21 protein-coding genes and 4 tRNA genes are annotated in these 18,732 nt (G+C 67.2%); 8 read left to right on the top strand and 17 right to left on the bottom strand.

The genetic code is table 11. The features are described from left to right. Positions 1–35: 35 nt before the first annotated feature. Complete coding sequence (locus ACJH7A_RS16695) at positions 36–1,607, bottom strand: alpha/beta fold hydrolase (RefSeq protein ID WP_406802372.1); 1,572 nt, start codon at positions 1,605–1,607, stop codon at positions 36–38. 36 nt (positions 1,608–1,643) lie between these two features. Next, on the bottom strand, positions 1,644–2,435 hold the full coding sequence (locus ACJH7A_RS16690) for a pyrimidine reductase family protein (RefSeq protein ID WP_406802371.1): 792 nt from the start codon (positions 2,433–2,435) through the stop codon (positions 1,644–1,646). A 34-nt stretch (positions 2,436–2,469) separates the two neighbouring features. Between ACJH7A_RS16690 and zapE the strand changes: the two genes are divergently transcribed. Next, the gene (zapE, locus tag ACJH7A_RS16685) at positions 2,470–3,513 is read left to right on the top strand and encodes a cell division protein ZapE (RefSeq protein ID WP_406802370.1); all 1,044 of its coding nucleotides are present in this window, start codon (positions 2,470–2,472) and stop codon (positions 3,511–3,513) included. A 3-nt stretch (positions 3,514–3,516) separates the two neighbouring features. Here the strand turns inward: zapE and ACJH7A_RS16680 are convergent, their stop codons facing one another. From ACJH7A_RS16680 to ACJH7A_RS16655, 6 genes are all read right to left on the bottom strand, one after another. Continuing rightward, positions 3,517–4,047 (bottom strand): GNAT family N-acetyltransferase, encoded by a 531-nt coding sequence (locus tag ACJH7A_RS16680; protein ID WP_135356909.1) that lies wholly within the window; start codon positions 4,045–4,047, stop codon positions 3,517–3,519. Between the two features lie 79 nt (positions 4,048–4,126). Beyond that, entirely contained in the window at positions 4,127–4,675 is a 549-nt protein-coding gene (locus ACJH7A_RS16675) for a hypothetical protein (RefSeq protein ID WP_135356910.1), read from the bottom strand. 123 nt (positions 4,676–4,798) lie between these two features. Beyond that, on the bottom strand, positions 4,799–5,578 hold the full coding sequence (locus ACJH7A_RS16670) for a Clp protease N-terminal domain-containing protein (RefSeq protein WP_135356911.1): 780 nt from the start codon (positions 5,576–5,578) through the stop codon (positions 4,799–4,801). 52 nt (positions 5,579–5,630) lie between these two features. Next, positions 5,631–6,284 carry a DedA family protein gene (locus ACJH7A_RS16665; protein ID WP_135356912.1) on the bottom strand — a complete coding sequence of 218 codons (654 nt, stop codon included), beginning with the start codon at positions 6,282–6,284 and terminating at the stop codon, positions 5,631–5,633. An 18-nt stretch (positions 6,285–6,302) separates the two neighbouring features. After that, a complete protein-coding gene (locus ACJH7A_RS16660; protein ID WP_135356913.1) occupies positions 6,303–6,827 on the bottom strand; it encodes a hypothetical protein in 525 nt (174 codons plus the stop codon). Between the two features lie 110 nt (positions 6,828–6,937). Beyond that, the gene (locus ACJH7A_RS16655) at positions 6,938–7,258 is read right to left on the bottom strand and encodes a hypothetical protein (protein ID WP_212811652.1); all 321 of its coding nucleotides are present in this window, start codon (positions 7,256–7,258) and stop codon (positions 6,938–6,940) included. A gap of 530 nt (positions 7,259–7,788) precedes the next feature. Between ACJH7A_RS16655 and ACJH7A_RS16650 the strand changes: the two genes are divergently transcribed. The 3 genes from ACJH7A_RS16650 to ACJH7A_RS16640 are packed head-to-tail and all read left to right on the top strand — an operon-like array spanning position 7,789 to position 9,133. Next, positions 7,789–8,385, top strand: coding sequence for a TetR/AcrR family transcriptional regulator (locus ACJH7A_RS16650; protein ID WP_212811651.1), 597 nt, complete (start codon positions 7,789–7,791; stop codon positions 8,383–8,385). Then, the gene (locus ACJH7A_RS16645) at positions 8,382–8,861 is read left to right on the top strand and encodes a DUF6653 family protein (protein ID WP_135356916.1); all 480 of its coding nucleotides are present in this window, start codon (positions 8,382–8,384) and stop codon (positions 8,859–8,861) included. Before ACJH7A_RS16650 ends, ACJH7A_RS16645 begins: the two co-directional genes overlap by 4 nt. A gap of 59 nt (positions 8,862–8,920) precedes the next feature. Beyond that, positions 8,921–9,133, top strand: a complete 213-nt coding sequence (locus tag ACJH7A_RS16640; protein ID WP_212811650.1) for a three-helix bundle dimerization domain-containing protein — start codon at positions 8,921–8,923, stop codon at positions 9,131–9,133. A 21-nt stretch (positions 9,134–9,154) separates the two neighbouring features. Here ACJH7A_RS16640 and ACJH7A_RS16635 read toward each other — a convergent pair whose 3' ends face one another. From ACJH7A_RS16635 to ACJH7A_RS16620, 4 genes are all read right to left on the bottom strand, one after another. Then, complete coding sequence (locus ACJH7A_RS16635) at positions 9,155–9,346, bottom strand: excalibur calcium-binding domain-containing protein (protein WP_135356918.1); 192 nt, start codon at positions 9,344–9,346, stop codon at positions 9,155–9,157. A gap of 185 nt (positions 9,347–9,531) precedes the next feature. Further along, positions 9,532–9,606 (bottom strand) — tRNA-Val (locus ACJH7A_RS16630). Positions 9,607–9,620: 14 nt separating this feature from the next. After that, positions 9,621–9,694, bottom strand: a tRNA-Cys gene (locus ACJH7A_RS16625). Positions 9,695–9,722: 28 nt separating this feature from the next. After that, positions 9,723–9,795: transfer RNA gene (locus ACJH7A_RS16620), tRNA-Gly, on the bottom strand. 290 nt (positions 9,796–10,085) lie between these two features. On the opposite strand from ACJH7A_RS16620, the gene ACJH7A_RS16615 reads away from it, so the two are divergent. Continuing rightward, positions 10,086–10,160 (top strand) — tRNA-Val (locus ACJH7A_RS16615). A gap of 13 nt (positions 10,161–10,173) precedes the next feature. Here the strand turns inward: ACJH7A_RS16615 and ACJH7A_RS16610 are convergent. After that, positions 10,174–10,911, bottom strand: a complete 738-nt coding sequence (locus ACJH7A_RS16610) for a GNAT family N-acetyltransferase (RefSeq protein ID WP_135356919.1) — start codon at positions 10,909–10,911, stop codon at positions 10,174–10,176. 154 nt (positions 10,912–11,065) lie between these two features. On the opposite strand from ACJH7A_RS16610, the gene ACJH7A_RS16605 reads away from it, so the two are divergent. Beyond that, on the top strand, positions 11,066–12,514 hold the full coding sequence (locus ACJH7A_RS16605; protein ID WP_406802369.1) for a PPE family protein: 1,449 nt from the start codon (positions 11,066–11,068) through the stop codon (positions 12,512–12,514). A gap of 3 nt (positions 12,515–12,517) precedes the next feature. Here ACJH7A_RS16605 and ACJH7A_RS16600 read toward each other — a convergent pair whose 3' ends face one another. Together ACJH7A_RS16600 and ACJH7A_RS16595 are read right to left on the bottom strand one after the other, a co-directional pair. After that, entirely contained in the window at positions 12,518–13,090 is a 573-nt protein-coding gene (locus ACJH7A_RS16600) for a hypothetical protein (RefSeq protein WP_406802368.1), read from the bottom strand. 6 nt (positions 13,091–13,096) lie between these two features. After that, entirely contained in the window at positions 13,097–14,494 is a 1,398-nt protein-coding gene (locus ACJH7A_RS16595) for an NAD(P)/FAD-dependent oxidoreductase (protein ID WP_135356921.1), read from the bottom strand. 148 nt (positions 14,495–14,642) lie between these two features. Here ACJH7A_RS16595 and ACJH7A_RS16590 point away from each other — a divergent pair, with 148 nt between their 5' ends. After that, positions 14,643–15,470 carry a class I SAM-dependent methyltransferase gene (locus tag ACJH7A_RS16590; protein WP_406802367.1) on the top strand — a complete coding sequence of 276 codons (828 nt, stop codon included), beginning with the start codon at positions 14,643–14,645 and terminating at the stop codon, positions 15,468–15,470. Here ACJH7A_RS16590 and ACJH7A_RS16585 read toward each other — a convergent pair. After that, the gene (locus tag ACJH7A_RS16585) at positions 15,467–15,910 is read right to left on the bottom strand and encodes a hypothetical protein (RefSeq protein ID WP_212811644.1); all 444 of its coding nucleotides are present in this window, start codon (positions 15,908–15,910) and stop codon (positions 15,467–15,469) included. The two genes, ACJH7A_RS16590 and ACJH7A_RS16585, sit on opposite strands and share 4 nt — an antisense overlap. Positions 15,911–15,955: 45 nt before the next feature. Between ACJH7A_RS16585 and ACJH7A_RS16580 the strand changes: the two genes are divergently transcribed. Next, positions 15,956–16,642, top strand: a complete 687-nt coding sequence (locus ACJH7A_RS16580; RefSeq protein WP_244872571.1) for a transporter substrate-binding domain-containing protein — start codon at positions 15,956–15,958, stop codon at positions 16,640–16,642. Positions 16,643–16,737: 95 nt separating this feature from the next. Here the strand turns inward: ACJH7A_RS16580 and ACJH7A_RS16575 are convergent, their stop codons facing one another. Further along, positions 16,738–18,507 carry a serine/threonine-protein kinase gene (locus ACJH7A_RS16575; protein WP_212811643.1) on the bottom strand — a complete coding sequence of 590 codons (1,770 nt, stop codon included), beginning with the start codon at positions 18,505–18,507 and terminating at the stop codon, positions 16,738–16,740. Between the last annotated feature and the right edge of the window lie 225 nt (positions 18,508–18,732).

Raw genomic sequence — 18,732 nt, 5'->3', positions numbered from 1 at the left:
CACCGAACCCTATAACGGGGTGTCGGACCGGCTTGCTAGGCCGGGCAGAACGTGTCGGTGTCCGGCAGCTTGCCGGTGGTCAGGTAGCCCTGCACCGGGGGTAGGGCACACGCCGTCGTGTAGACGAGGGTGCCGTGGCCGGTGCCCTGCCACATGACACGGCGGCTGTTGTTGCCCGCGTTGATCGCCATGGCCGCCACCGCGGCGACGCCGTCGCCGCCGACGATCGCGTCGTTGTGGGTGCCCAGCAACAGGATCGGCACCTTCAGTTCCTTGGGGGCCGCGGGCGCGGGGCTGCTGGGCCAGCTCAGGCACGGCGCCAGGCTGAGCGCACCGACGGCGCCGAACTGCGGGTACTTCTTGGGCCAGGCCACCAGCAGTTCGCGGACACGGTCCGGCGTGGGGCGGTTGACGGAGTCGTCGCACCGGTTGACGAACTGCCCGTCGGTCTGGCGCGTCGCCTCGGCCGTCGCACTCAGCGCGTTGAGCGCCGTCGCGTCGCCGCCGCGGGCCGCGGCCAGCGCACCGGCCAGGGACAGGGTGTTGGCCAGCCCGTCGCCGCGCGGGTAGCCCAGCGCCGTGGTGATCGACTCGACGAGGCCGGCCGTCGAGGCGCCGCCGGCGCCGCGTCCGGCGCGGGCGTCGGCCAGCATGCCGTCGATGGCGCCCTTGGGGTCCGGGCCCAGCGGGCAGTTGTTGGCGACGCACTGTGCGGCGAACGCGTCGAGCGCCGCCTGCTGGCCCTTGACGCGCTGCTCGGCCGTGGCTTCGGCCGAGATGCCCAGTGGCAGGGGGGAGTCCAGCACGAGCCGGGCGACCTTGGTGGGGTGCGACGCCGCGTAGGCCAGGGCGATCTGGGCGCCGTTGCCGATGCCGAGAACGGCCAGTGCGGGCACGTCCCAGGTGCTGCGCAGCCGCTCGAGATCCTCGGCCGAGTGCGCGTTGTCGTAGGCCGACTCTCCCGGCGCGATGCTGTCGGTGCAGTCGGTGGTGGCCGAGGTCGCGACCTTCGCCAGGTTGGCCACCTGGTCGTCGCCCGACAGGAACTGGGCCTGGTCCAGCAGGTCCTGGCGATCATTGCTCGACACACAGCTCAGCGGGCCCGACATGCCCATGCCGCGGCGGTCGACGGCCACGACCGGGCGCGCCTTCAACAGGTCGACGCCGCCGCGCTGCAGCCACACCGGCAGTTGGTGCGACGTCGGGATGTCCGATCCGGTGGTCATGACGATCGGTCCGGCATCGGCCGGGGTCGTCGCCAGCCGGGCCCGCACTACACCGATGCTGACGGTCCCGGCGGAGCCGCCCAGGGAATCGAGATCGGCGTCGTAGTCGGAGCAGTCCAGGATGACGCCGGGCACGGCGGGCACCGTCGCGTCGCCGAACACCCGGGACGTGCATTCATGCCACGTCATGTCCTTCTTGGGCACGGCGATCGGCGGCGGCCCCTCGGGCGTCTTGGAGGTGGTCGCCGCGCCCTGCGGGCGGGCGCCGGAGTCGGTGACGTAGCGAGGGTTGGCGGCCAGCAACGGAGCGCATCCCGCGACGACCGTAGACAGCACCACGGTCGACAGGCTCAGGGCCGGGAGCAGCAGGCGGCGACGCATGGCCACCACAGTAGCGATGCCGGTGGGTGAGACCGGTCAGCGGACGTAGCGCGTGTACAGGTAGCCCGCGGTATCGGTGAGGACGTGGCTGCGGCGTAGCCGGGTGTGTGCCTCGCCGGGGCCCGAGGCGATCCGCCGGGCGAATCCACCGACCAGGATCGGCGCGATGGTCACGCACATCTCGTCGATCAGGTCTTCCTCGACGAGCATGTTGAGGATTGACGGTCCGCCTTCGGTGAGCACCCGGCGCAGCCCGCGCTCGTCGAGGATGCGGAGCACGACGTGCGGGTCGACGCGGTCGGGTGCGGCGCCGGAGGCGTCGATGACCTCGGCGAGGCCGGTGAATCGCCGGCAGGTGTCGTCGATGCTGTCGCGGCTCGTCAGGACCAGCGGCGGTACCTCGGTGCGGGTGAAGAACTTGGCGTCGTGCGGGATGTCGGCGCTGTGCGTGATGACCGCGATGGGCGGCACCTCGGCCTGGCCGCGCAGCTGGCGGGCCTGGCGTTGCGGCGCGGACATCTGGGCGCCGGAGTAGTTCTCGATGCGCACGGTCGCCGCACCGACCAGGATGACGTCGGCCTGCTGGCGCATATAGCCGAACAGTGCCCGGTCTCCGGGGCCGGCCAGGCCGCCGGCGCGGCCGTCGTCGGTGGCGCCGCCGTCCAGGCTGGAGATCATGTTGGCCCGCACCCACGGCCGGTCCAGGTTCGCGGGGTAGCTGTAGAACGGTGCCAGCAGCGTGTCGTCGCCGGTCTCGCCGCCGGCCGGGAAGGCAGCGCCTACCGCGCTGAGCTCTGTGAGCTGCGTCGCAGCGTCGGGATCGGACACGTGAATCATTGCAACACGCCGCTATGGTGCGTTAATGCCTGGGGCCAGCGAAGTCGCGCACCTGACCGATCGTCATCCGACCGTCACGCCGGAAAGACTGATCGCCGAGCTGGTGCCGCCGCCCACATTCGCCGACGTCAGCTTCGACTCCTACCGGCCCGATCCCAATGAACCGTCGCAGGCCGCCGCGGTGGTCTCGGCGCGCAAGTTCTGCGAGGACGCGGTCCGCCAGCGGGCCGGCAAGAAGAAGCTGTTCGGCAAGCGTGAAGCACTGCCCGGGGTCGGCATGTACCTCGACGGCGGCTTCGGTGTCGGCAAGACCCACCTCCTGGCCTCGACGTACTACACGCTGGCCGGCGCGAACGCGGGCCCCGCCGCGTTTGCCACGTTCGGTGAGCTGACGCAGCTGGCCGGCGTCTTCGGCTTCACCGAGTGCATCGACCTGCTGTCCGACTATGTGGTGGTCTGCATCGATGAGTTCGAGCTCGACGACCCCGGCAACACCACGCTGATCTCCCGGCTGCTCTCGGCGCTCGTCGAGCGCGGCGTCTCGATTGCGGCGACGTCGAACACGCTGCCCGAACAGCTGGGTGAGGGCCGCTTCGCCGCGCAGGACTTCCTGCGCGAGATCAACACGCTGTCAAGCATTTTCACCACCGTCCGCGTCGAAGGACCCGACTACCGGCAGCGGGCGCTGCCGTCGGCCCCGGTGCCGCCGTCGGAAGAGGACGTGCGGACCTGGGCGGTCGGCGTCGACGGCGCCACGCTCGACGAGTTCGATGCCCTGTGCGCACACCTGGCCACCATGCACCCGTCGCGCTATCACGCGTTGATCGAAGACGTGCACCAGGTCTTCATCACGGGCGTGCACATGGTGTACGACCAGTCCGTCGCGCTGCGCCTGGTGTCGCTCATCGACCGGCTGTACGACGCGGGCATTCCCGTCGTGGCGTCGGGGGAGAAGATGAACACCGTCTTCAGCGAAGAGATGCTGGCCGGCGGCTTCCGCAAGAAGTACCTGCGCGCCACGTCGCGCCTGCTCGCGCTGACCCACGAGGGCACGCAGCTGCACGCCTGAGGTCTACAGCGGCCGCACCAACACGTAGTCGCTCTCGGTCCGGGCGCCGAGCTGAAACGTCTTGGTGCCGGTGACCTCGAACCCGTGCTTGCGGTAAAAGCGTTGGGCGCGTTCGTTTTCCTGATTGACGCCCAGCCAGACGCAGCGGGCGCCGAGCTCCCGCGCGCAGGCGACCGACGCATCCATGAGCGTCGCCGCGACGTCGCCGCCGTGGGCGTCGGGCAGCACGTAGCACTTGGACAGTTCGACGGCCGGCCGGTCCGGCACGGCGCGCTGCACGTCGGCGTCATCGGCCACCCCGCGAATCAGCATGGTGTAGCCCAGGATTCGCGCCTCGTCGTGCGCGACGAACACCGCGCGCTCGGGATCGCGCAGGTAGTCGCCGAACCGATCGGCGGACAGGTTGCCGGCGATGAAGGCCGCGATGTTCTCCGGCGTCGACGACGGTGGGCAGGCCAACGGGAACGTCGCGGCGGCCACGTCGGCGAGTTCGACGAGATCGTCGGTCTGCGCCTGCCGAACCTGCACCGTCATCGGGATCTCCTTGTCCGGAAACACAAAACTGCCCCTGTCCGCACGGGGCAGGGGCAGTTTATGTCCGGACGTATGAGTCTCAGGGCAGCTGGTCGCCCGGCTGCCAGATGTTCCACTGCGCGAGATGGGTACCGGTGGCCGGGTTGAGCATGACCACGTTGGTCACCAAGCCGCGGTAGACGTCCCAGTAGACGACGCCGTCGACGGTCGAGCCCGCGGGCGCGCTCAGCAGCTTGAGTTCCAGCGCGTTGGGGTCGTCGGTGTGCTTGGAGGCGTAGGCGTCGGCGTAGGGGGTGACGCCGCTGAACGTGACCCCGGTGGCCATCCAGTGGGGATTGGGCGTCGCGATGACGTGCACGGTGACGTCGGCCTTCCACGGGCCGCCCTGGGCGCGCCAGCGCGGCGAGCCGTTCCAGGTCCAGCCCGGCGGTTCGTCCGACGGCAGCACGTTGTGGACGGTGACGTCCGCGACGAGGCCCTTGTAGTCGACGCGGAGCGTCTGGCCGAGGTTGCCGATGCTCGTCTCGGCCGCCGCGGCGGGCGCCAGCGTGGCCGCCAGCAGGGTCAACGCGCCGAGCAAACCCGCCAGCCAGCGGTAGGTCCTGTTGCCATTCACGCCCGTGCTCATCGCGTCCTCTCCGTTATGACTGCATCGCATGATGGCATACCGCCATCATGACCTCGCCGGAATGGAGTAGATCTCGCCACTCGGCCGAGGCCAGTGGGACGTTTTGTCCCTGTCAGTGGACACTCACGCGGGCCCGGACTGCTCGCCGGCCGACTGCTGGGCGGCAACGAAGTCGGTGAGCATCTTCTCGAGCTCGGTTTCGAGACGACCCTTGTCGACACCGAGCCGGTGCAGGGGGCCGTCGGCGTCCTCGGATTCGAGCAGAGCCAGCAGGATGTGTTCGGTCCCGATGTAGTTGTGCCCCAATCGAAGTGCCTCGCGGAACGTCAGTTCCAGGACCTTCTTGGCGGCGCCGTCGAACGGGATCAGCGCCTTGGGCTCGGCAGTGCCGACGGGCACGGCGGCGGCCGTGCGGATCTGGTCCGCGGTGACGCCTTGGTTGCTCAGCAGCACCATGGCCAGTGAACCCGGGTCGGTCAGCAGCCCGAGCAACAGATGGTCGGTGGTGATCTCGGCACTGCGCGACGTGTGCGCGGCCTGCTGGGCTTCGACGACAGCGGTGCGGGCGCGCGGGGTGAAGCGGCTGAACCCGTCCTTGGGATCCATGGTGTCGAATCGGGGTTCCTTGGGGACGAAGCGTTTCTGGGCGGCTTGTTTGGTGACGCCCATGCTGGTGCCGATGTCGGTCCACGACGCTCCCGAGCGGCGGGCCTGGTCGACGAAGTGGCCGATGAGATGGTCGGCGATGTCGCCGAGATGCTCGGCGGCGAGCATCGCGTCGGTGAGTTGGTCGAGCGGTTCGGTGTGCACCTTCTTGATTGCCTCGATGAGGTCGTCGAGGCGGATGGTGCCGGCGATCGGATTGGGGGTGGAGGTGTGCGCGGATTCAGCAGATGTGGCCATGCGTCAACCGTAGGTTGACGCATGGAATTCGTCAACCGCAAGTTGACGGAAGCTACGACTGTCGCAGGGTGTCCCAGTCGTGCTCGGTTTCCAACTGCTCGATCGCCTTGGCGGTGCGCTCTTTCAGCACGATGGTCACGGTCAGGGCGAGCAGGCCACCGACCAGCAGTGCGACCCAGGAGAACCGGGCCAGCCATTTCTCGGCGGCCACGCCCAGGTAGTAGACGACGGCCGTGGTGCCGCAGGCCCACACGATGCCGCCGGCCGCGTTGGCGGCCAGGAAGCGCGTGTAGTGCATCTTGAGCGCCCCGGCCAGCGGCCCGGCGAAGATGCGCAGCAGTGCGACGAAGCGGCCGAAGAAGACGGCCCAGACGCCCCAGCGGCTGAAGAGTCGGCGGGCCAGTGCGACGTGGCCGGGGCCGAAGTGTTTGGGAAACCGCCGGCCCAGGCGTTCGAACAGTGACATGCCGAACCGGCGGCCGATGCTGTAGCCGATCGAGTCGCCGATGATGGCGCCGGCCGCGGCGGACAGTCCGACGCCCATCGGGTCGATGTCCAGCGTGTGGCGGGACGACATGACGGCGGCCGTGACCAGAATGATCTCGCCCGGCAGGGGAATGCCCAGACTTTCGAGCCCGATCACGAGCCCGACCACGAGATACACCGCCACCGGCGGGATCGATTGCAGCAGCGCGTCGACGTCCATGCCGCTAAGGATGCACTACTACGGCGTAGCTGGAGGTGCGGGCGCCGCCGGTGCGGGTGCGGGCGCCGGCGCCGGAGCGCCGCCGCCTCCGCCGAGGGTGCCGAGAATCGCGATCGCGGCGCGCGCCTGCGGCGAAATGTTGGGACCCGGTCCGGCGGAGTCCGGCGCGGCATCGGTGACGTGCCACGGCTGGCAGCCGCTGGTCTTGAACGCCTTGTCGGTCTCATCGATCAGCACGACCTGCGCCTTGGCGGTCATCGCGCTGTCGATGACGTTGTTCTTGGCGTGCGGGTCCACGTTGTTCATCCGCCGCCAGTAGCAGCGCTTGTCGCCGACCGGTCCGGCGGTGGCGTAGGTGCCGGGCGCGATGTCCTTGCCCACGATGAACAGCCCGTCACCGTCGATGCTGGTCTTCGGGCCTGCGGCGGGAGCCGCGGGACCCGGGGAAGCGGGCGTGGGGTCGGCCACGGCAACCGCCGTCGATGCGCCCCAGCTCACCACGGCCAGTGCCGCGGCGGCGGCGATCGACGTCTTTGAGCTCATGACGACAAAGTTTAGCTCTTCTAGCAATGTGTGTGGGGCGCTGAGTGGTGGAGAAAACAGCGCAGGGCGTGGGCCGCTGTGGCCCACGCCCTGAAATGTCTCTCGCGAGATCAGTGCTGCGGTGCGAAGACGCCGCCGACGAGGCCGACGAGCTGCTGGGTGGTGAAGGTGCCGAGCTGGCCGGCGCCCTGGTTGTAGAAGGTGCCCGCGGTGCCGGCCTGCTGGTTGTAGTACGTGCCGGCCTGGCCCAGGGCCTGCAAGTTCTGGGTGCCGAACTGGCCGAGGGCCTGGTTGATCTGCGTGCCGAACTGGCCGATCTGCTGGTCGGGCGTGGTGTCTGCGGCGGCTGAGCCCGCACCGGCGAGCGCGATGACCGCGGCGCCTCCAGCGAGAGCGATCGATCCTGCGATGCGAGTGGTGATGTTAGCCATGGTTGGTGTCCCTCCTGGAGCGAAACTCGCTTACAGCAAACATTTGTAGTCCACATTCGGGCGTTGTGCAACCAATTGAGCGAACTTTGCTGAAATGTTCATGTAACAGATTCGGATTTGCTGACTGAAAGTGCGAGTTGGCCCGTCTGTTGCCTGATGGGGCTGGTGTGGCACGGGGCAGACTCACTCGGCCGATCGCGGAGATTTGGACGGCAAGTGATTTGAACTGCGCCGATGCCGGTTTCGTTACGTCAATTGAGTGGGCGGCCCGCCGACCGGCGCGCGAGGCTGCGCAGGTATGCGCGGTGAATTAGCTGGCCGGCCCGTCAACATCGGCCGATGGCCATTGGTAGCACCGTCCTGAACCAGATCATCGGAGTGCGGCAGTAAATCGTTACGCACCGGCTGAGGCAAATCCGTCAGCGTTCACTGTGGCAGCGCCTTCGGGGCGTTGAGTGGTGGTGGGATGCCCTGGCGGAGACGGCCGCAAACACGTAGTCTATGACTGTCTGACCAAAGGAGTCATAGCTATGGCGGTGGCGTTCACTTCCGACGAGAAAGCGCGCATTGCGGGCACCCTGGTCGATACGGCCGAGCAGCTCTTCGCCGCCCAAGGGCTGAAGAAGACGTCGCTGGATGAACTCGTCCGGCCGGCGGGGATCGCCAAGGGCAGTTTCTACGCGTTCTTCGACTCGAAGGAGTCGCTCTATCTCGAGGTGATGCTGCGGCGGGCGCCCCGGATGGGAGCTCGGCTCAGAGAGGTGCTGGGTCGGCCGGTCGACGAGGAGAACCTCGTCTGCCTCATGCGTGCCATCACTGATGTGCTCGTCGACGATCCGTTCTATCGGAGGCTGCTGACGCATGCCGACGAGCTGACGGCGGTCAGCCGCCGCGTCGGGCCCGAGCAACTCGCGCGCGTCATGCCGCAGATCGTCAGCCCGGTGCTCGATTACCTCGCGGCCGGCCAGCGGGATGGCGTCTTGGTCGACGACATCGCCCCGGACACCCTGCTGGGCGTCATCCGGACCGTCGGTCTGCTGGTGATGAACCGTGACCGGTTCGGCGCCGGCTACGACGACGTGCTCGAGGCGACCATCCGAACTCTGGCGAGGGGAATGCTGCGATGAAGCTCTTGGACAAGTACGCCCGCGCCGCGGGCATGAGCGACGAGGCCTGGCGGCGCCACGCCAACCCATGGAGCGTGTGGACGCGATTCGCCGCCATCCCGCTGATGATGCTCGCGATCTGGAGTCGCGTCTGGATCGGCTGGTGGGCCCTGGTGCCCGTCGGCGTGGTCATCGCGTGGTTGTGGTGGAACCCGCACGCGTTCGCGCCCGTCGACAAGCCGGTCGCCTGGTCCTCCCGCGGCATCTACGGCGAGCGGCTGTGGATGCAGGACCGGTCGCAGATGCCGGCGGGATTCGCTGTCGTCCAAAGAATTTGGGTCGCCGGCGCGGTGACCGGTGCCGTGTTGCTGACGTGGGGGCTCGGCGCGCTGCTCATCTGGCCGACCGTGTTCGGCGCCGTCCTGGTGGTGTACGGTCAGCTCTGGCGGATCGACCGGCTGGGCATCTTCTACGACGAGGTGGCCGCCGGTCGGTGACCGGACTCTGTTATCTCGTTTCGGCCTCGTGTGGGGGAGCGCTGCGCGAGAATATGTCGATGCGCGAGTTCAGCGAAGAGCGAGCGATCGACGATGTCGTGGCACGCCTGGCGGCGCGCTATCCGGCCCTTGATCCCGCGCAGATTGCCATTGCGGTTCGGCGCGCGCATGAAGCCTTCGCGTCCTGCGCGGTGCGGGATTTCGTGCCACTTCTTGTCGAGCGACACGTCCGTGAAGAACTGGATGAAGGCCGGCGGGCCGCCGCGGTCTGAGCCCGCTGCGGCGGGCTCTGCTCAGCCCTCGCAGGCGATGCCGTCGTTGTCGCGATCTTGGGACGCCTTGTAGTCGGGATCGCCCTGCGGAATGTTGTACCGACCGTCGGCATGAGCTGCCGAACAGTTCTTGTATCCGGATGCCTGCGCGACGGGGGCGATGGCCACGCCGGCAGAGGTGATCAGGGCAGCAACGATCAACGCACGCAACATTTCGACCTCGGAGAGTTAGCTCGGTTCGGCAATATGCCGATATTGCGAGCTGGACGTTACAGCCATCATCACTGGCCTGTACGTGGATTCGAGAAAAAACAGCGCGATGGTACGAATATATTGCGGGTTGCTGGGTGCGGGTAAAAGAAAGGCCCGATTCGAAAACCGGGCCTGTCGTGAAACTCTGGTGCGCGATACTGGGATTGAACCAGTGACCTCTTCCGTGTCAGGGAAGCGCTCTCCCGCTGAGCTAATCGCGCCGGGTTGAAACTCTTGGAGGTGGAGACGGGAATCGAACCCGTGTGCACGGCTTTGCAGGCCGTTGCCTCACCACTCGGCCACTCCACCACTGGGGCTGATGCCATTCGCACCTTCGAGCGGATGACGGGATTCGAACCCGCGACCCTCACCTTGGCAAGGTGATGCGCTACCAACTGCGCTACATCCGCGTTTCGCTCCGGTTGAACTTTGTTCGTCCGTTGCGATGCAAGACATTAGTGCACGAATGCGAGCAGATACAAATCGCGTGAAAACCGCTGGTAAACGGCCTGGTTCGCAGAGGTGACGGCGTCTTGGCCGGTGTTTCGGGCGTTGTGTCCCGTGACTCCTGAGGCGGCGTGGTGGTGGGTTCGGTCGGTCCCGGCGGGCGTGGTCCGGCGTCGGCGGGACGCGATTCCCGTTCGGGTCGCGGGACGTGTTAGTGTCTGTCGTCGCACCGATCCGGTCGGTGAGATTCCCCGGTCTCGTAGCTCAGGGGGAGAGCGTCCGCCTCACACGCGGAAGGTCACTGGTTCGATCCCAGTCGGGACCACCACACAATCCCACCGTCACGCATCGTCGGGCATGACGGTTTCCCATTGCCCGAACTGCTGCAGATTCACACTGACGGCCAGCTTGATCGAGGCGGCATTGTCCAGCCGGCATCGGTATTGCGGCTCGAATCCCTGCGTGAGCGCGTAGCGAAACATCTCACGTACCAACGTGTTTGCGTGTCCTCGGCCTCGTGCGGAGTCCAGAGTCAGTACTCCGATGTCGGCCAGCGGAACCACGTCGTCCCACGGGTACATGCTGCCGATGCTGGCGAGGCGCCCGTGTCCGTCGAATGCGCCGAACACGGCCCAGTGGTCGAGCTCGACGTACGCCTCGTCCCAGTCCCGTTCCGGCACAGCCGCTTTGAACGACGCAAAGATGTCGGCGTCGCGATCGGTCAGTGGGCGGACGTTTGCTGATCCGGTGTCGCGGAGAATGTCGTCGGCCGCCGATTCTGAGAGATAAAACACATTGTCGGCGCCGTTCAGCATGACGCCCCGGGTGGCCAGTGTGGCTCTGATGTCGGCCTCGGTCGGATTGCCGAGTGCGGCAATGTCATTGGTCAGCGCGTCGGCGACAGCGGGGCTCACGGCGATCGACACCAGGTCGTCGTCGGCCGTCCGCAGGATCGCGGCGCGATCGTCGTGGGCGCGGTCGGGGTTGACGGTGATCGTCAGATGTTCGTTGGTGTGCAACGTTTTTCCGCTGAATGCGGCGGCCCAGTAGTCGGTGATGACCGGCGAGAAGTCGGACACGGCTGAACTCCCGGGGGCGCTGGCGGGTTGACCTGGACAAGTCGCATCTTTCAGAGCCTTCGCTCGATCGGCAACGCATTTTCTCGGACTGCGGCACCCGCCTGCTAGCCTTAATGAATATAGTTTTCATTATCGTTAACGGGGCGGGGGATGCGTGATGGCAATGCCGGTGTGGATGGCGTCGCCGCCGGAGGTGCATTCGGCACTGCTCAGCAGCGGTCCGGGTCCGGGTCCATTGCTCGCGGCCGCCGCCGAATGGTCCTCGCTCGGCGCGACCTACACGGCAGTCGCCGAGGAGCTTCGGGCCGTCCTCGCGGCTACGCACGCGGGAGCGTGGCAGGGGCCGACCGTCGAGAGATATGTGGCCGCACACGTTCCGTATCTGGAGTGGCTGACCCAGAGCGGCCTGGAAAGCCACGCCCGCGCAGCCCGACATGAGGCCGTCGCCGGCGCCTACAGCGCCGCGTTGGCCACGATGCCCACACTCGCCGAACTGGCCGCCAACCACGCCACGCAGGCAGCACTGGTGGCCACAAACTTCTTTGGTATCAACACGATTCCCATCGCGGTCACCGAAGCCGACTACGTCCGCATGTGGGTACAGGCCGCGACCGCGATGGCGACGTACGAAGCCGTTTCTGAGGTGGCAACGACATCCGCGCCGCACTCCACGCCCGCACCGCAGATCGTGGCGCACGACGACCACGATCACGACCACGACCATGACCATGACCACGACCATGGCCACGGCGATCTGGACCCGACCGATCTGGAATGGTGGTTCGACGTCGGCGCCGAGATGGGCGAGCACCTCGAACTGTTGTGGAACAACTTGCTGACCGACCCCGCCGCGCTGCTGACCAATCTGCCGATGGTGTTGGCGGACGTGACTTTCCATGCCTCTCAACTGGCTTCGGTGCTGGGCCAGTTCGCGCCGGCGTTGATTCAGCCGGCACTTGGCCTGGCGATCGCCAACCTCGGTTGGGTGGCCGGTTTCGCGGGGCTGGCGGGCATCCAGGTGCCCCCGACGGCGATCGGTGCGGAGCCGCTGCCCGCGGCGCAGGAAACGCCCATGCCCGCCATCGCCACGGCCCCGACGCCGAGTCCGGTGTCAACGGCCGCCCCCGCGTCCGGCCCGGCAAGTGCCTCTGCACCGGCGCCGACCGGCACGGTGTCGTCGCCCGCCACACCGGCACCCAGTGCACCGCCGCCAGTGGGCGACCCCGGCTTCCCGTATGCGGTCGGTGACGGTTCGGGAATCGGCGCGAGCGCGTGGCTTCAGCGTCAGACGCGTGTCGACGCCGCCGCGTCGGCGCGGGAGTCCGCGACGGCCCGAGAAGCCTCGGCTGCTGCGGCGGCGGCCCGGCAGGCGCGCCGACGCCAACAAGAAGGTGACGCTGTCGAATATATGGACCTCGACGTCGCCCCGGAATGGGCATCCGGCGCATCGGACAGCGGCGCCGGCCCTATGGGGTTCACCGGAGCCGTATCGAGGGCGGGAACGACCCCGGCCGGATTGACGGCGGTGCCCGGCGACCAGTTCGGCGACGGCGCGCGTGCGCCGATGCTGCCGAGCACCTGGAGTCCCGATCACGCCGACTGACGGTCAGGCTGACACCCAGCCGCCCCACTCCTCACCGCGGAACACCCGACCATCGTCAATATCGAAGTGCCGCAGGAAGATTTGCAGGGCCGGCTGCATCTGGAAATGCAGGTCCGTCATGGCTTGCGCGATCTCGGGCGTCATCGGATCGTGGTCGGGCGGCTTCTGCGCCGGGATCAGGCCCAGCGTCAGCGCCATTTCGATCTGGTAGAAGGTGAAGTCGCCGTACGGCCGTTTGGGGTCGGCGCCGGGGATGTCCTCGTCGTCGTAGGGATCCGACAGCTCCCAGCTCATTCGCGCGAGTAGGGCGCGGTGTCGGTCGGTGAAGTCGAAGTCCGCTTCGTCGGTCAGCTGCGCGACAAACGGCGAATATCCGATATCGGCCGGGGGTCGCCGATATCGATACGTGCCGGTCGCGCACCCGCCGTGGGCAGCTGCAATCCGCAGCAGGTGCAGATCGTCGGGCTCAGGTTCCCAGCCCGGCGGGAAGCACGGCGCACCGGCCTCGGTGCCGTCCCAGCCGACCACAACGCGGCGAAGCCGTTCCGTATGGTCTGTGTTCCAACGGATCTCCATGCGCGTCTAGGCGGATTCGTTCTTCTCGACCTTGTCGGCTGCGGCCAATGCGTTCAGCTGGTTCTGCAGCAGCTGCATCGAGGTGCGCGCGTAGATCATCTGGCTGGTGATCGCCATCTGCGCGCGCCCGCGGCCCAGGAAGGTGACGAACCAGGTGAACAGTGTCGTCACGCGGTTCTTGTATCCCACCAGATAGACCAGGTGCAGCACCAGCCACGACAGCCACGCGAACGGTCCGGCGAATTCCAGCTTCTTCTTGGTCAACGGCACCGGCACTTGGGCGACCGCGTCGAACCGCGACACGGTCGCCATGCTGCCCTTGTCCCAGTACTTGAAGGGCTCGCGGTTGGCCGGGTCGTCCTGGCCGGCCAGGGACCGCTTGATGATGTCGGCGGCGTAGGTGGCGCCCTGGATCGCACCCTGCGCCATGCCCGGCACGCCTGGGACGGCCATGAGATCGCCGATGACGAAGACGTTCGGGTGCCCCTTGACCGTGAGGTCGGGTTCGACCACGACGCGCCCGGCCCGGTCGGTCTCGGTGCCGTCGGACTGCTCGGCGATGAGCTTGCCCAGCGGGCTCGCCTGCACACCGGCCGACCAGACCTTGCAGGCGCAGTCGATGCGGCGCTCGGTGCCGTCCTTGTCCTTGACGGTGATGCCCTTGTAGTCGACGTCGCTGACCATCGCGTTGAGCTGGATCTCGACGCCGAGCTTCTCCAGGCGTTTCTGCGCCTTGGCGCCGAGCTTGGGACCCATCGGGGGCAGTACCGCGGGCGCGGCGTCCAGCAGGATCACGCGGCAGTCCTGCGGCTTGATGCTGCGGAACGCTCCGGCCAGGGTGCGCTCCGCCAACTCGGCGATCTGCCCGGCCAGTTCGACGCCGGTCGGCCCGGCGCCCACGACGACGAACGTCAGCCGGCGGTCGCGTTCCGCCGGGTCGGTGACCACCTCGGCGGCCTCGAACGCCCCCAGGATGCGACCGCGCAGTTCGAGGGCGTCGTCGATGGTCTTCATACCGGGCGCGAACGTCGCGAAGTGGTCGTTGCCGAAGTAGGACTGCTGGGCGCCGGCCGCGACGATAAGGCTGTCGTACGGCGTGACCGTCACTTGCGACATGAGCTTGGAGGTGACGGTCTGTGCCTTCAGGTCGATGTGCTCGACCTCGCCGAGGCGGACCGTGACGTTCTTCTGCTTGCGCAGGACCAGTCGCGTCGTGGGCGCAATCTCGCCTTCGGACAGGATGCCGGTGGCGACCTGGTACAGCAACGGCTGGAAGAGGTGGGTCGTCGTGCGTGAGATCAAGGTGATGTCGACGTCGGCACGTTTGAGGGCCTTGGCGGCCTGCAGGCCACCGAATCCCGATCCGATGACGACGACGCGATGACGCTGGGACGCGATGGTCATGTGGCTCCTTCGGGCACAACGTAGGACCGAACGACAGGGCCAACATACTGGGAGTTGACGAACTATGGGCGGCAACGGGTTGACCTGCGGTGGAACGCCATTGGCCGGAACACGTTTGCGGGCGGGCTGAGCGGGAATCGCAATAACGATGAACCATTGGCACTACGGCAATTACGCCCCACCGCACCCGATCCCGCCGGCACTGCCGAGAGCGGACCGGGGCGACTTCACGGTGGCCGGGCATTGGCTCCTTGCCAGACTCGGGAAACGGGTATTGCGGCCCGGCGGCATGCATTTGACGCGCGCGTTGCTGGACGATGTGGACGTCAGCAATGCCGATGTCGTCGAATTCGCGCCCGGCATGGGGCGTACCGCGGCCGAGATTCTGGCCCGTGCCCCGCGTTCGTACCTGGGTGTGGAACAGGACCGTGATGCCGCCGACACCGCCGCTCTGGTGGCGGGGCAAGACAATGTGCGGGTCGGCGATGCCGCACATACGGGCTTGCCCGACGGCAGCGCGGATGTGGTGATCGGCGAGTGGCTGCTCACCCTGCACGACGCGGACGCCAAAGAGGCGATCGTCGCGGAAGCCGCGCGGTTGCTGCGCCCGGGTGGTCGCTATGCGGTGCACGAATTGGCGATGGCGCCCGACACCCACGCCGAGGCTGCCGACATCGCGGGTCAGTTGGCCGGCGCCGCGCTGACCAAGATCCGGCCGCTGACGGTGGCAGGGTGGGAGCAACTGCTGGCGGATGCGGGGCTGACGGTCGAGCGGGTGCGGATCGCGCGCGCCTCACCGCTGGCGCTGCGACGCCAGATCGCCGACGAAGGTGTCTGGGGCGCAATCCGTTTCGTCGCGAAGCTCGCGGGGCATCCGGAAGCCCGTCGCCGGGTCAGGCAGTTGCGGGTGTCCTATGCACGACATCGCGCGCATCTGGCGGCCGTTGGGCTGGTTGCCTGCAAACCGGCCGGCTAGCGGGCGGCCGGCAGCTCGATGCCCATCTGCTGCAAGGCTTTTCGCATGGAGCTGTCGCCGCGGTCCAGGTAGCCGCTCAGCTGGTCGAGCGACGCGTCCGCCGTGCCCGGCGTCATCATCGTGCAGACGCGGGCGAACGACCGGAAGTTGTCGATGCTGTCCTGCAACGACGAGTTGACGTCCGCGTCGGGAGTCGGCAGATTCTTGCCGAGATCGTCCAACGTGCCTTGCAGTTTCGTGCAATCCCGCGACATGGCGACGAAGTCGTGCGCGGTCATGGCTTCCCCGACTGTGCCGAGCGTGCCTCCCAGGCTGGAAACCGAATCGGTGATGGGGCGTTGCCACTTGAGGTCATCTGGCGCGCCTGCCTGTCCCGGCACGGTCTGCGTGCAGGCACTGAGCAGTACGCCTGCCACTGCGAGTGCCGCGATTCGACGCATATAGCCAGCGTAGGCGAGTTGGCGGTCGCGTGAGAGTCTGGCTGTATGAGACGCACAGTGTTCGCGGCGGCGTCGGTGCTGGTCGTGACGGCGGTGGCAGCATGCAGCTCGCCGCAGGAGAAATCCACGCCGAAGGCGCTGACGGTGTGCAGCACCGGCGATTATCGCCCGTTCACCTACCGTGACGCCGCCGGCGAGTGGAGCGGCATGGACATCGATCTGGTCCGGGATTTCGCCCGAGAATCCGGAGCGGAGCTGCATCTGGTGCCCACCACCTGGCCGACGCTCATGGCCGACTTGGGGCAGAAATGTGAACTGGCGGTCGGCGGCATCAGCGTCACCGCAGAGCGGGCCGCCAAGGCGCTGTTCTCCGACCCGTATCTGCGCGACGGTAAAGCTGCGATAGTGCGGTGCGCCGATGCCGCGAAGTACCGCTCGCTATCCGACATCGACCGTGGGGGAGTGCGAGTGGTCGCCAATCCCGGCGGTACCAATGAACAATTCGACCGCGCCAATCTGCACCAGGCCACCATCATCGAATATCCGGACAACAACACCATTTTCGATCAGGTCATAGAGGGCAAGGCTGACGTCATGATCACCGACGGCAGCGAAATCCGTTGGCAGGTGACACAACATCCGCAATTGTGCGGAGTGTCGACCGACCAGCCGTTCACCGTCGCGCAGAAGGCCTACCTGATGCCCAAGGATGCCGTGGCGCTGCAACAGTGAATCAACAAGTGGCTCAGCACTATTCAAGGTGATGGCAGCTACGCGGCGGTCAGCCGCAGGTGGCTGGGTGCGGACATCGGGCCGAAGTAGCCGGCCTAGCGCAGTGCGCCGTTAATGACCGGCTTGTCGATGATGCCCATCTCCACACCCCATTTGGTGGCGATCTCCCGGTATTCACCGGTCTGCATCAGATGTTTGAGCGCCGCCTGCAACGCGGCAGCGAGCGCCGAGCCCTTGGCCACCGGCCACCCGTAGGGCTGCGCATCGACGATGCCGCCGGCCGCTTCCAGCTTGCCGCTGCTGAGTTTTATGGCGTAGCCGGTGACGGGCGAGTCGGCTGCCATGGCGTCGACGGTGCCGGCAAGCAGTGCGGCAGTGACGCCGTCCTGGCCGGCGATCGGGACGATCTCGATGGGTGCCACGCCGGCCGCCACGCATGCCGCACTGCGGGCCGGCAGATGGTCGGTCTCCTCGACCGAGCCGAGGTGCACGCCCACCCGTAATCCGCACGCCGCGTTGGGATCCACACTCGATCCGGCCCGCCTGGCCCACAGCACGCCGGCCTTGAAGTACGTCACGAAGTCGGCTGACTTCTCCCGCTGTTTGGTGTCGGTGGTCGAGGACGCCCCGACCGAAATGAGGCCGTCATGCACCGAAGCAACGATCTTGGAGATGCCGATCTCCCGGAACTCCGGCTCGAGCCCGAGGACCCGGCTCACCGCCGTCATCAGGTCGACGTCGAAACCCGTGAACTTGCCGTCGGGCGCCTTGAATTCATTTGGCGCATACGGAATGTTGACTCCGACGACCAGTCGGCCCGAATCCTTGAGATCGGCAGGTAGTTTGGCGGCGATCGACGGCACCGAACCCGACGGCCCGACCTGGTGTTGCCGGGACCAGTAGAGCCATGCCGTTCCCGCACCGGCGGCCAGCACGATCACCGCGCCGAGGGCGACGACGATCTGCCGGGTGCGGCGCTTCGGTTCGTCGGTCTGCACCGCATGGCGTCCCGAGCCCGTGCGCGTGCCGGTGCGGCCCGAGACGCGGACCTGCGCGCTCAGTGCGGCGCGGGCGTCCGCGGCGAGTTCACCGGCGTGCTGGTAGCGCTTGCCGGGTTTCTTGGCCATGCCTTTGGCGATGACGTCGTCGAATGCGACGAGTCGCCGATCGACGTCGGACGGCTTCGGGGCGGGCGCGCTGACGTGCCCGGCGATCTGGTGCTCGAGACTGTCGGCCGGATACGGCCGCCGGCCGGTGAGGCATTCGTACAGCACACAGGTCAGTGCGTAGATGTCCGAGCGGGGGTCGGCCTGGCCGCCCTCGAATCGCTCGGGCGCCATGTACGCCAAGGTGCCGAGAGTGCTTCCGGCCGTGGTCAATCCGTGCTCACCGGCGGTGCGGGCGAGGCCGAAGTCGATCAGGTAGGCGAAGTCGTGATCGGTCACCAGGATGTTGGAGGGCTTGATGTCCCGGTGGATCAACCCGGTTCCGTGCGCGGCGTCCAGGGCCGCGGCGATCTGCTCGATGATTCGGACGGAGAAGTCGGGGCTCGGGCGATGCTCGGTGTCGGCCAGGATTTCGGCGAGGGTGCGCCCTTCGATGAGCCGCATGTCCAGGTAGAGCTGGCTGTCGATCTCGCCGTAACCATGAATGGGGACGACGTGCGGCTCGTTGAGGCCCGCGGCGGCCTGCGACTCGCGCTTGAACCGCTCCTGGAACACGGGGTCCTTGGCGAGGTGCGGCGGCAGCACCTTGAGCGCGACGGTGCGCTGGGTATTCGTGTCGTAAGCGACGTAGACCTCGCCCATGCCGCCGCGGCCTATCAGTTCGCGCAGCTCGTACTGCCCGAATCGTGTCGGCTCCACCCAGCACTCCTTGGCGTGTCAGTTTCGTGTGAAAGCTACAACACCTGGTCAGCAGTGGCTGGGTGAATCACAGTCAGGTCGTCTGGCAGGGGTGTGCGGGCTGATCGGCCGGCGGTGTCGCGTTGACCCCTCTTCGGTCCCGCCGACGCGGCGCCATCGCAACAGTTCCTCCACTGCCTGCCAGAAAGTTTGAAGCAGTAGAAGCATTGATATTCGAACATACGT

The organism is Mycobacterium sp. SMC-17 (assembly GCF_045310915.1).
GTDB lineage: Bacteria > Actinomycetota > Actinomycetes > Mycobacteriales > Mycobacteriaceae > Mycobacterium.
The sequence above is the reverse complement of the archived record's forward strand: the minus strand, read 5'-3'. Positions and strand labels throughout refer to the sequence as shown.

Excerpts from the sequence above, each read along its gene's own strand:
- ACJH7A_RS16695 (WP_406802372.1), bottom strand. The coding sequence starts at position 1,607 with ATGCGTCGCCGCCTGCTGCTCCCGGCCCTGAGCCTGTCGACCGTGGTG.
- ACJH7A_RS16670 (WP_135356911.1), bottom strand. The coding sequence starts at position 5,578 with ATGGCCACATCTGCTGAATCCGCGCACACCTCCACCCCCAATCCGATC.
- ACJH7A_RS16580 (WP_244872571.1), top strand. The coding sequence starts at position 15,956 with ATGAGACGCACAGTGTTCGCGGCGGCGTCGGTGCTGGTCGTGACGGCG.
- ACJH7A_RS16650 (WP_212811651.1), top strand. The coding sequence starts at position 7,789 with ATGGCGGTGGCGTTCACTTCCGACGAGAAAGCGCGCATTGCGGGCACC.
- ACJH7A_RS16635 (WP_135356918.1), bottom strand. The coding sequence starts at position 9,346 with ATGTTGCGTGCGTTGATCGTTGCTGCCCTGATCACCTCTGCCGGCGTG.
- ACJH7A_RS16640 (WP_212811650.1), top strand. The coding sequence starts at position 8,921 with ATGCGCGAGTTCAGCGAAGAGCGAGCGATCGACGATGTCGTGGCACGC.
- ACJH7A_RS16655 (WP_212811652.1), bottom strand. The coding sequence starts at position 7,258 with ATGGCTAACATCACCACTCGCATCGCAGGATCGATCGCTCTCGCTGGA.
- ACJH7A_RS16600 (WP_406802368.1), bottom strand. The coding sequence starts at position 13,090 with ATGGAGATCCGTTGGAACACAGACCATACGGAACGGCTTCGCCGCGTT.
- ACJH7A_RS16585 (WP_212811644.1), bottom strand. The coding sequence starts at position 15,910 with ATGCGTCGAATCGCGGCACTCGCAGTGGCAGGCGTACTGCTCAGTGCC.
- ACJH7A_RS16660 (WP_135356913.1), bottom strand. The coding sequence starts at position 6,827 with ATGAGCTCAAAGACGTCGATCGCCGCCGCCGCGGCACTGGCCGTGGTG.
- ACJH7A_RS16665 (WP_135356912.1), bottom strand. The coding sequence starts at position 6,284 with ATGGACGTCGACGCGCTGCTGCAATCGATCCCGCCGGTGGCGGTGTAT.
- ACJH7A_RS16590 (WP_406802367.1), top strand. The coding sequence starts at position 14,643 with ATGAACCATTGGCACTACGGCAATTACGCCCCACCGCACCCGATCCCG.
- ACJH7A_RS16675 (WP_135356910.1), bottom strand. The coding sequence starts at position 4,675 with ATGAGCACGGGCGTGAATGGCAACAGGACCTACCGCTGGCTGGCGGGT.
- ACJH7A_RS16595 (WP_135356921.1), bottom strand. The coding sequence starts at position 14,494 with ATGACCATCGCGTCCCAGCGTCATCGCGTCGTCGTCATCGGATCGGGA.
- zapE (WP_406802370.1), top strand. The coding sequence starts at position 2,470 with ATGCCTGGGGCCAGCGAAGTCGCGCACCTGACCGATCGTCATCCGACC.
- ACJH7A_RS16680 (WP_135356909.1), bottom strand. The coding sequence starts at position 4,047 with ATGACGGTGCAGGTTCGGCAGGCGCAGACCGACGATCTCGTCGAACTC.
- ACJH7A_RS16645 (WP_135356916.1), top strand. The coding sequence starts at position 8,382 with ATGAAGCTCTTGGACAAGTACGCCCGCGCCGCGGGCATGAGCGACGAG.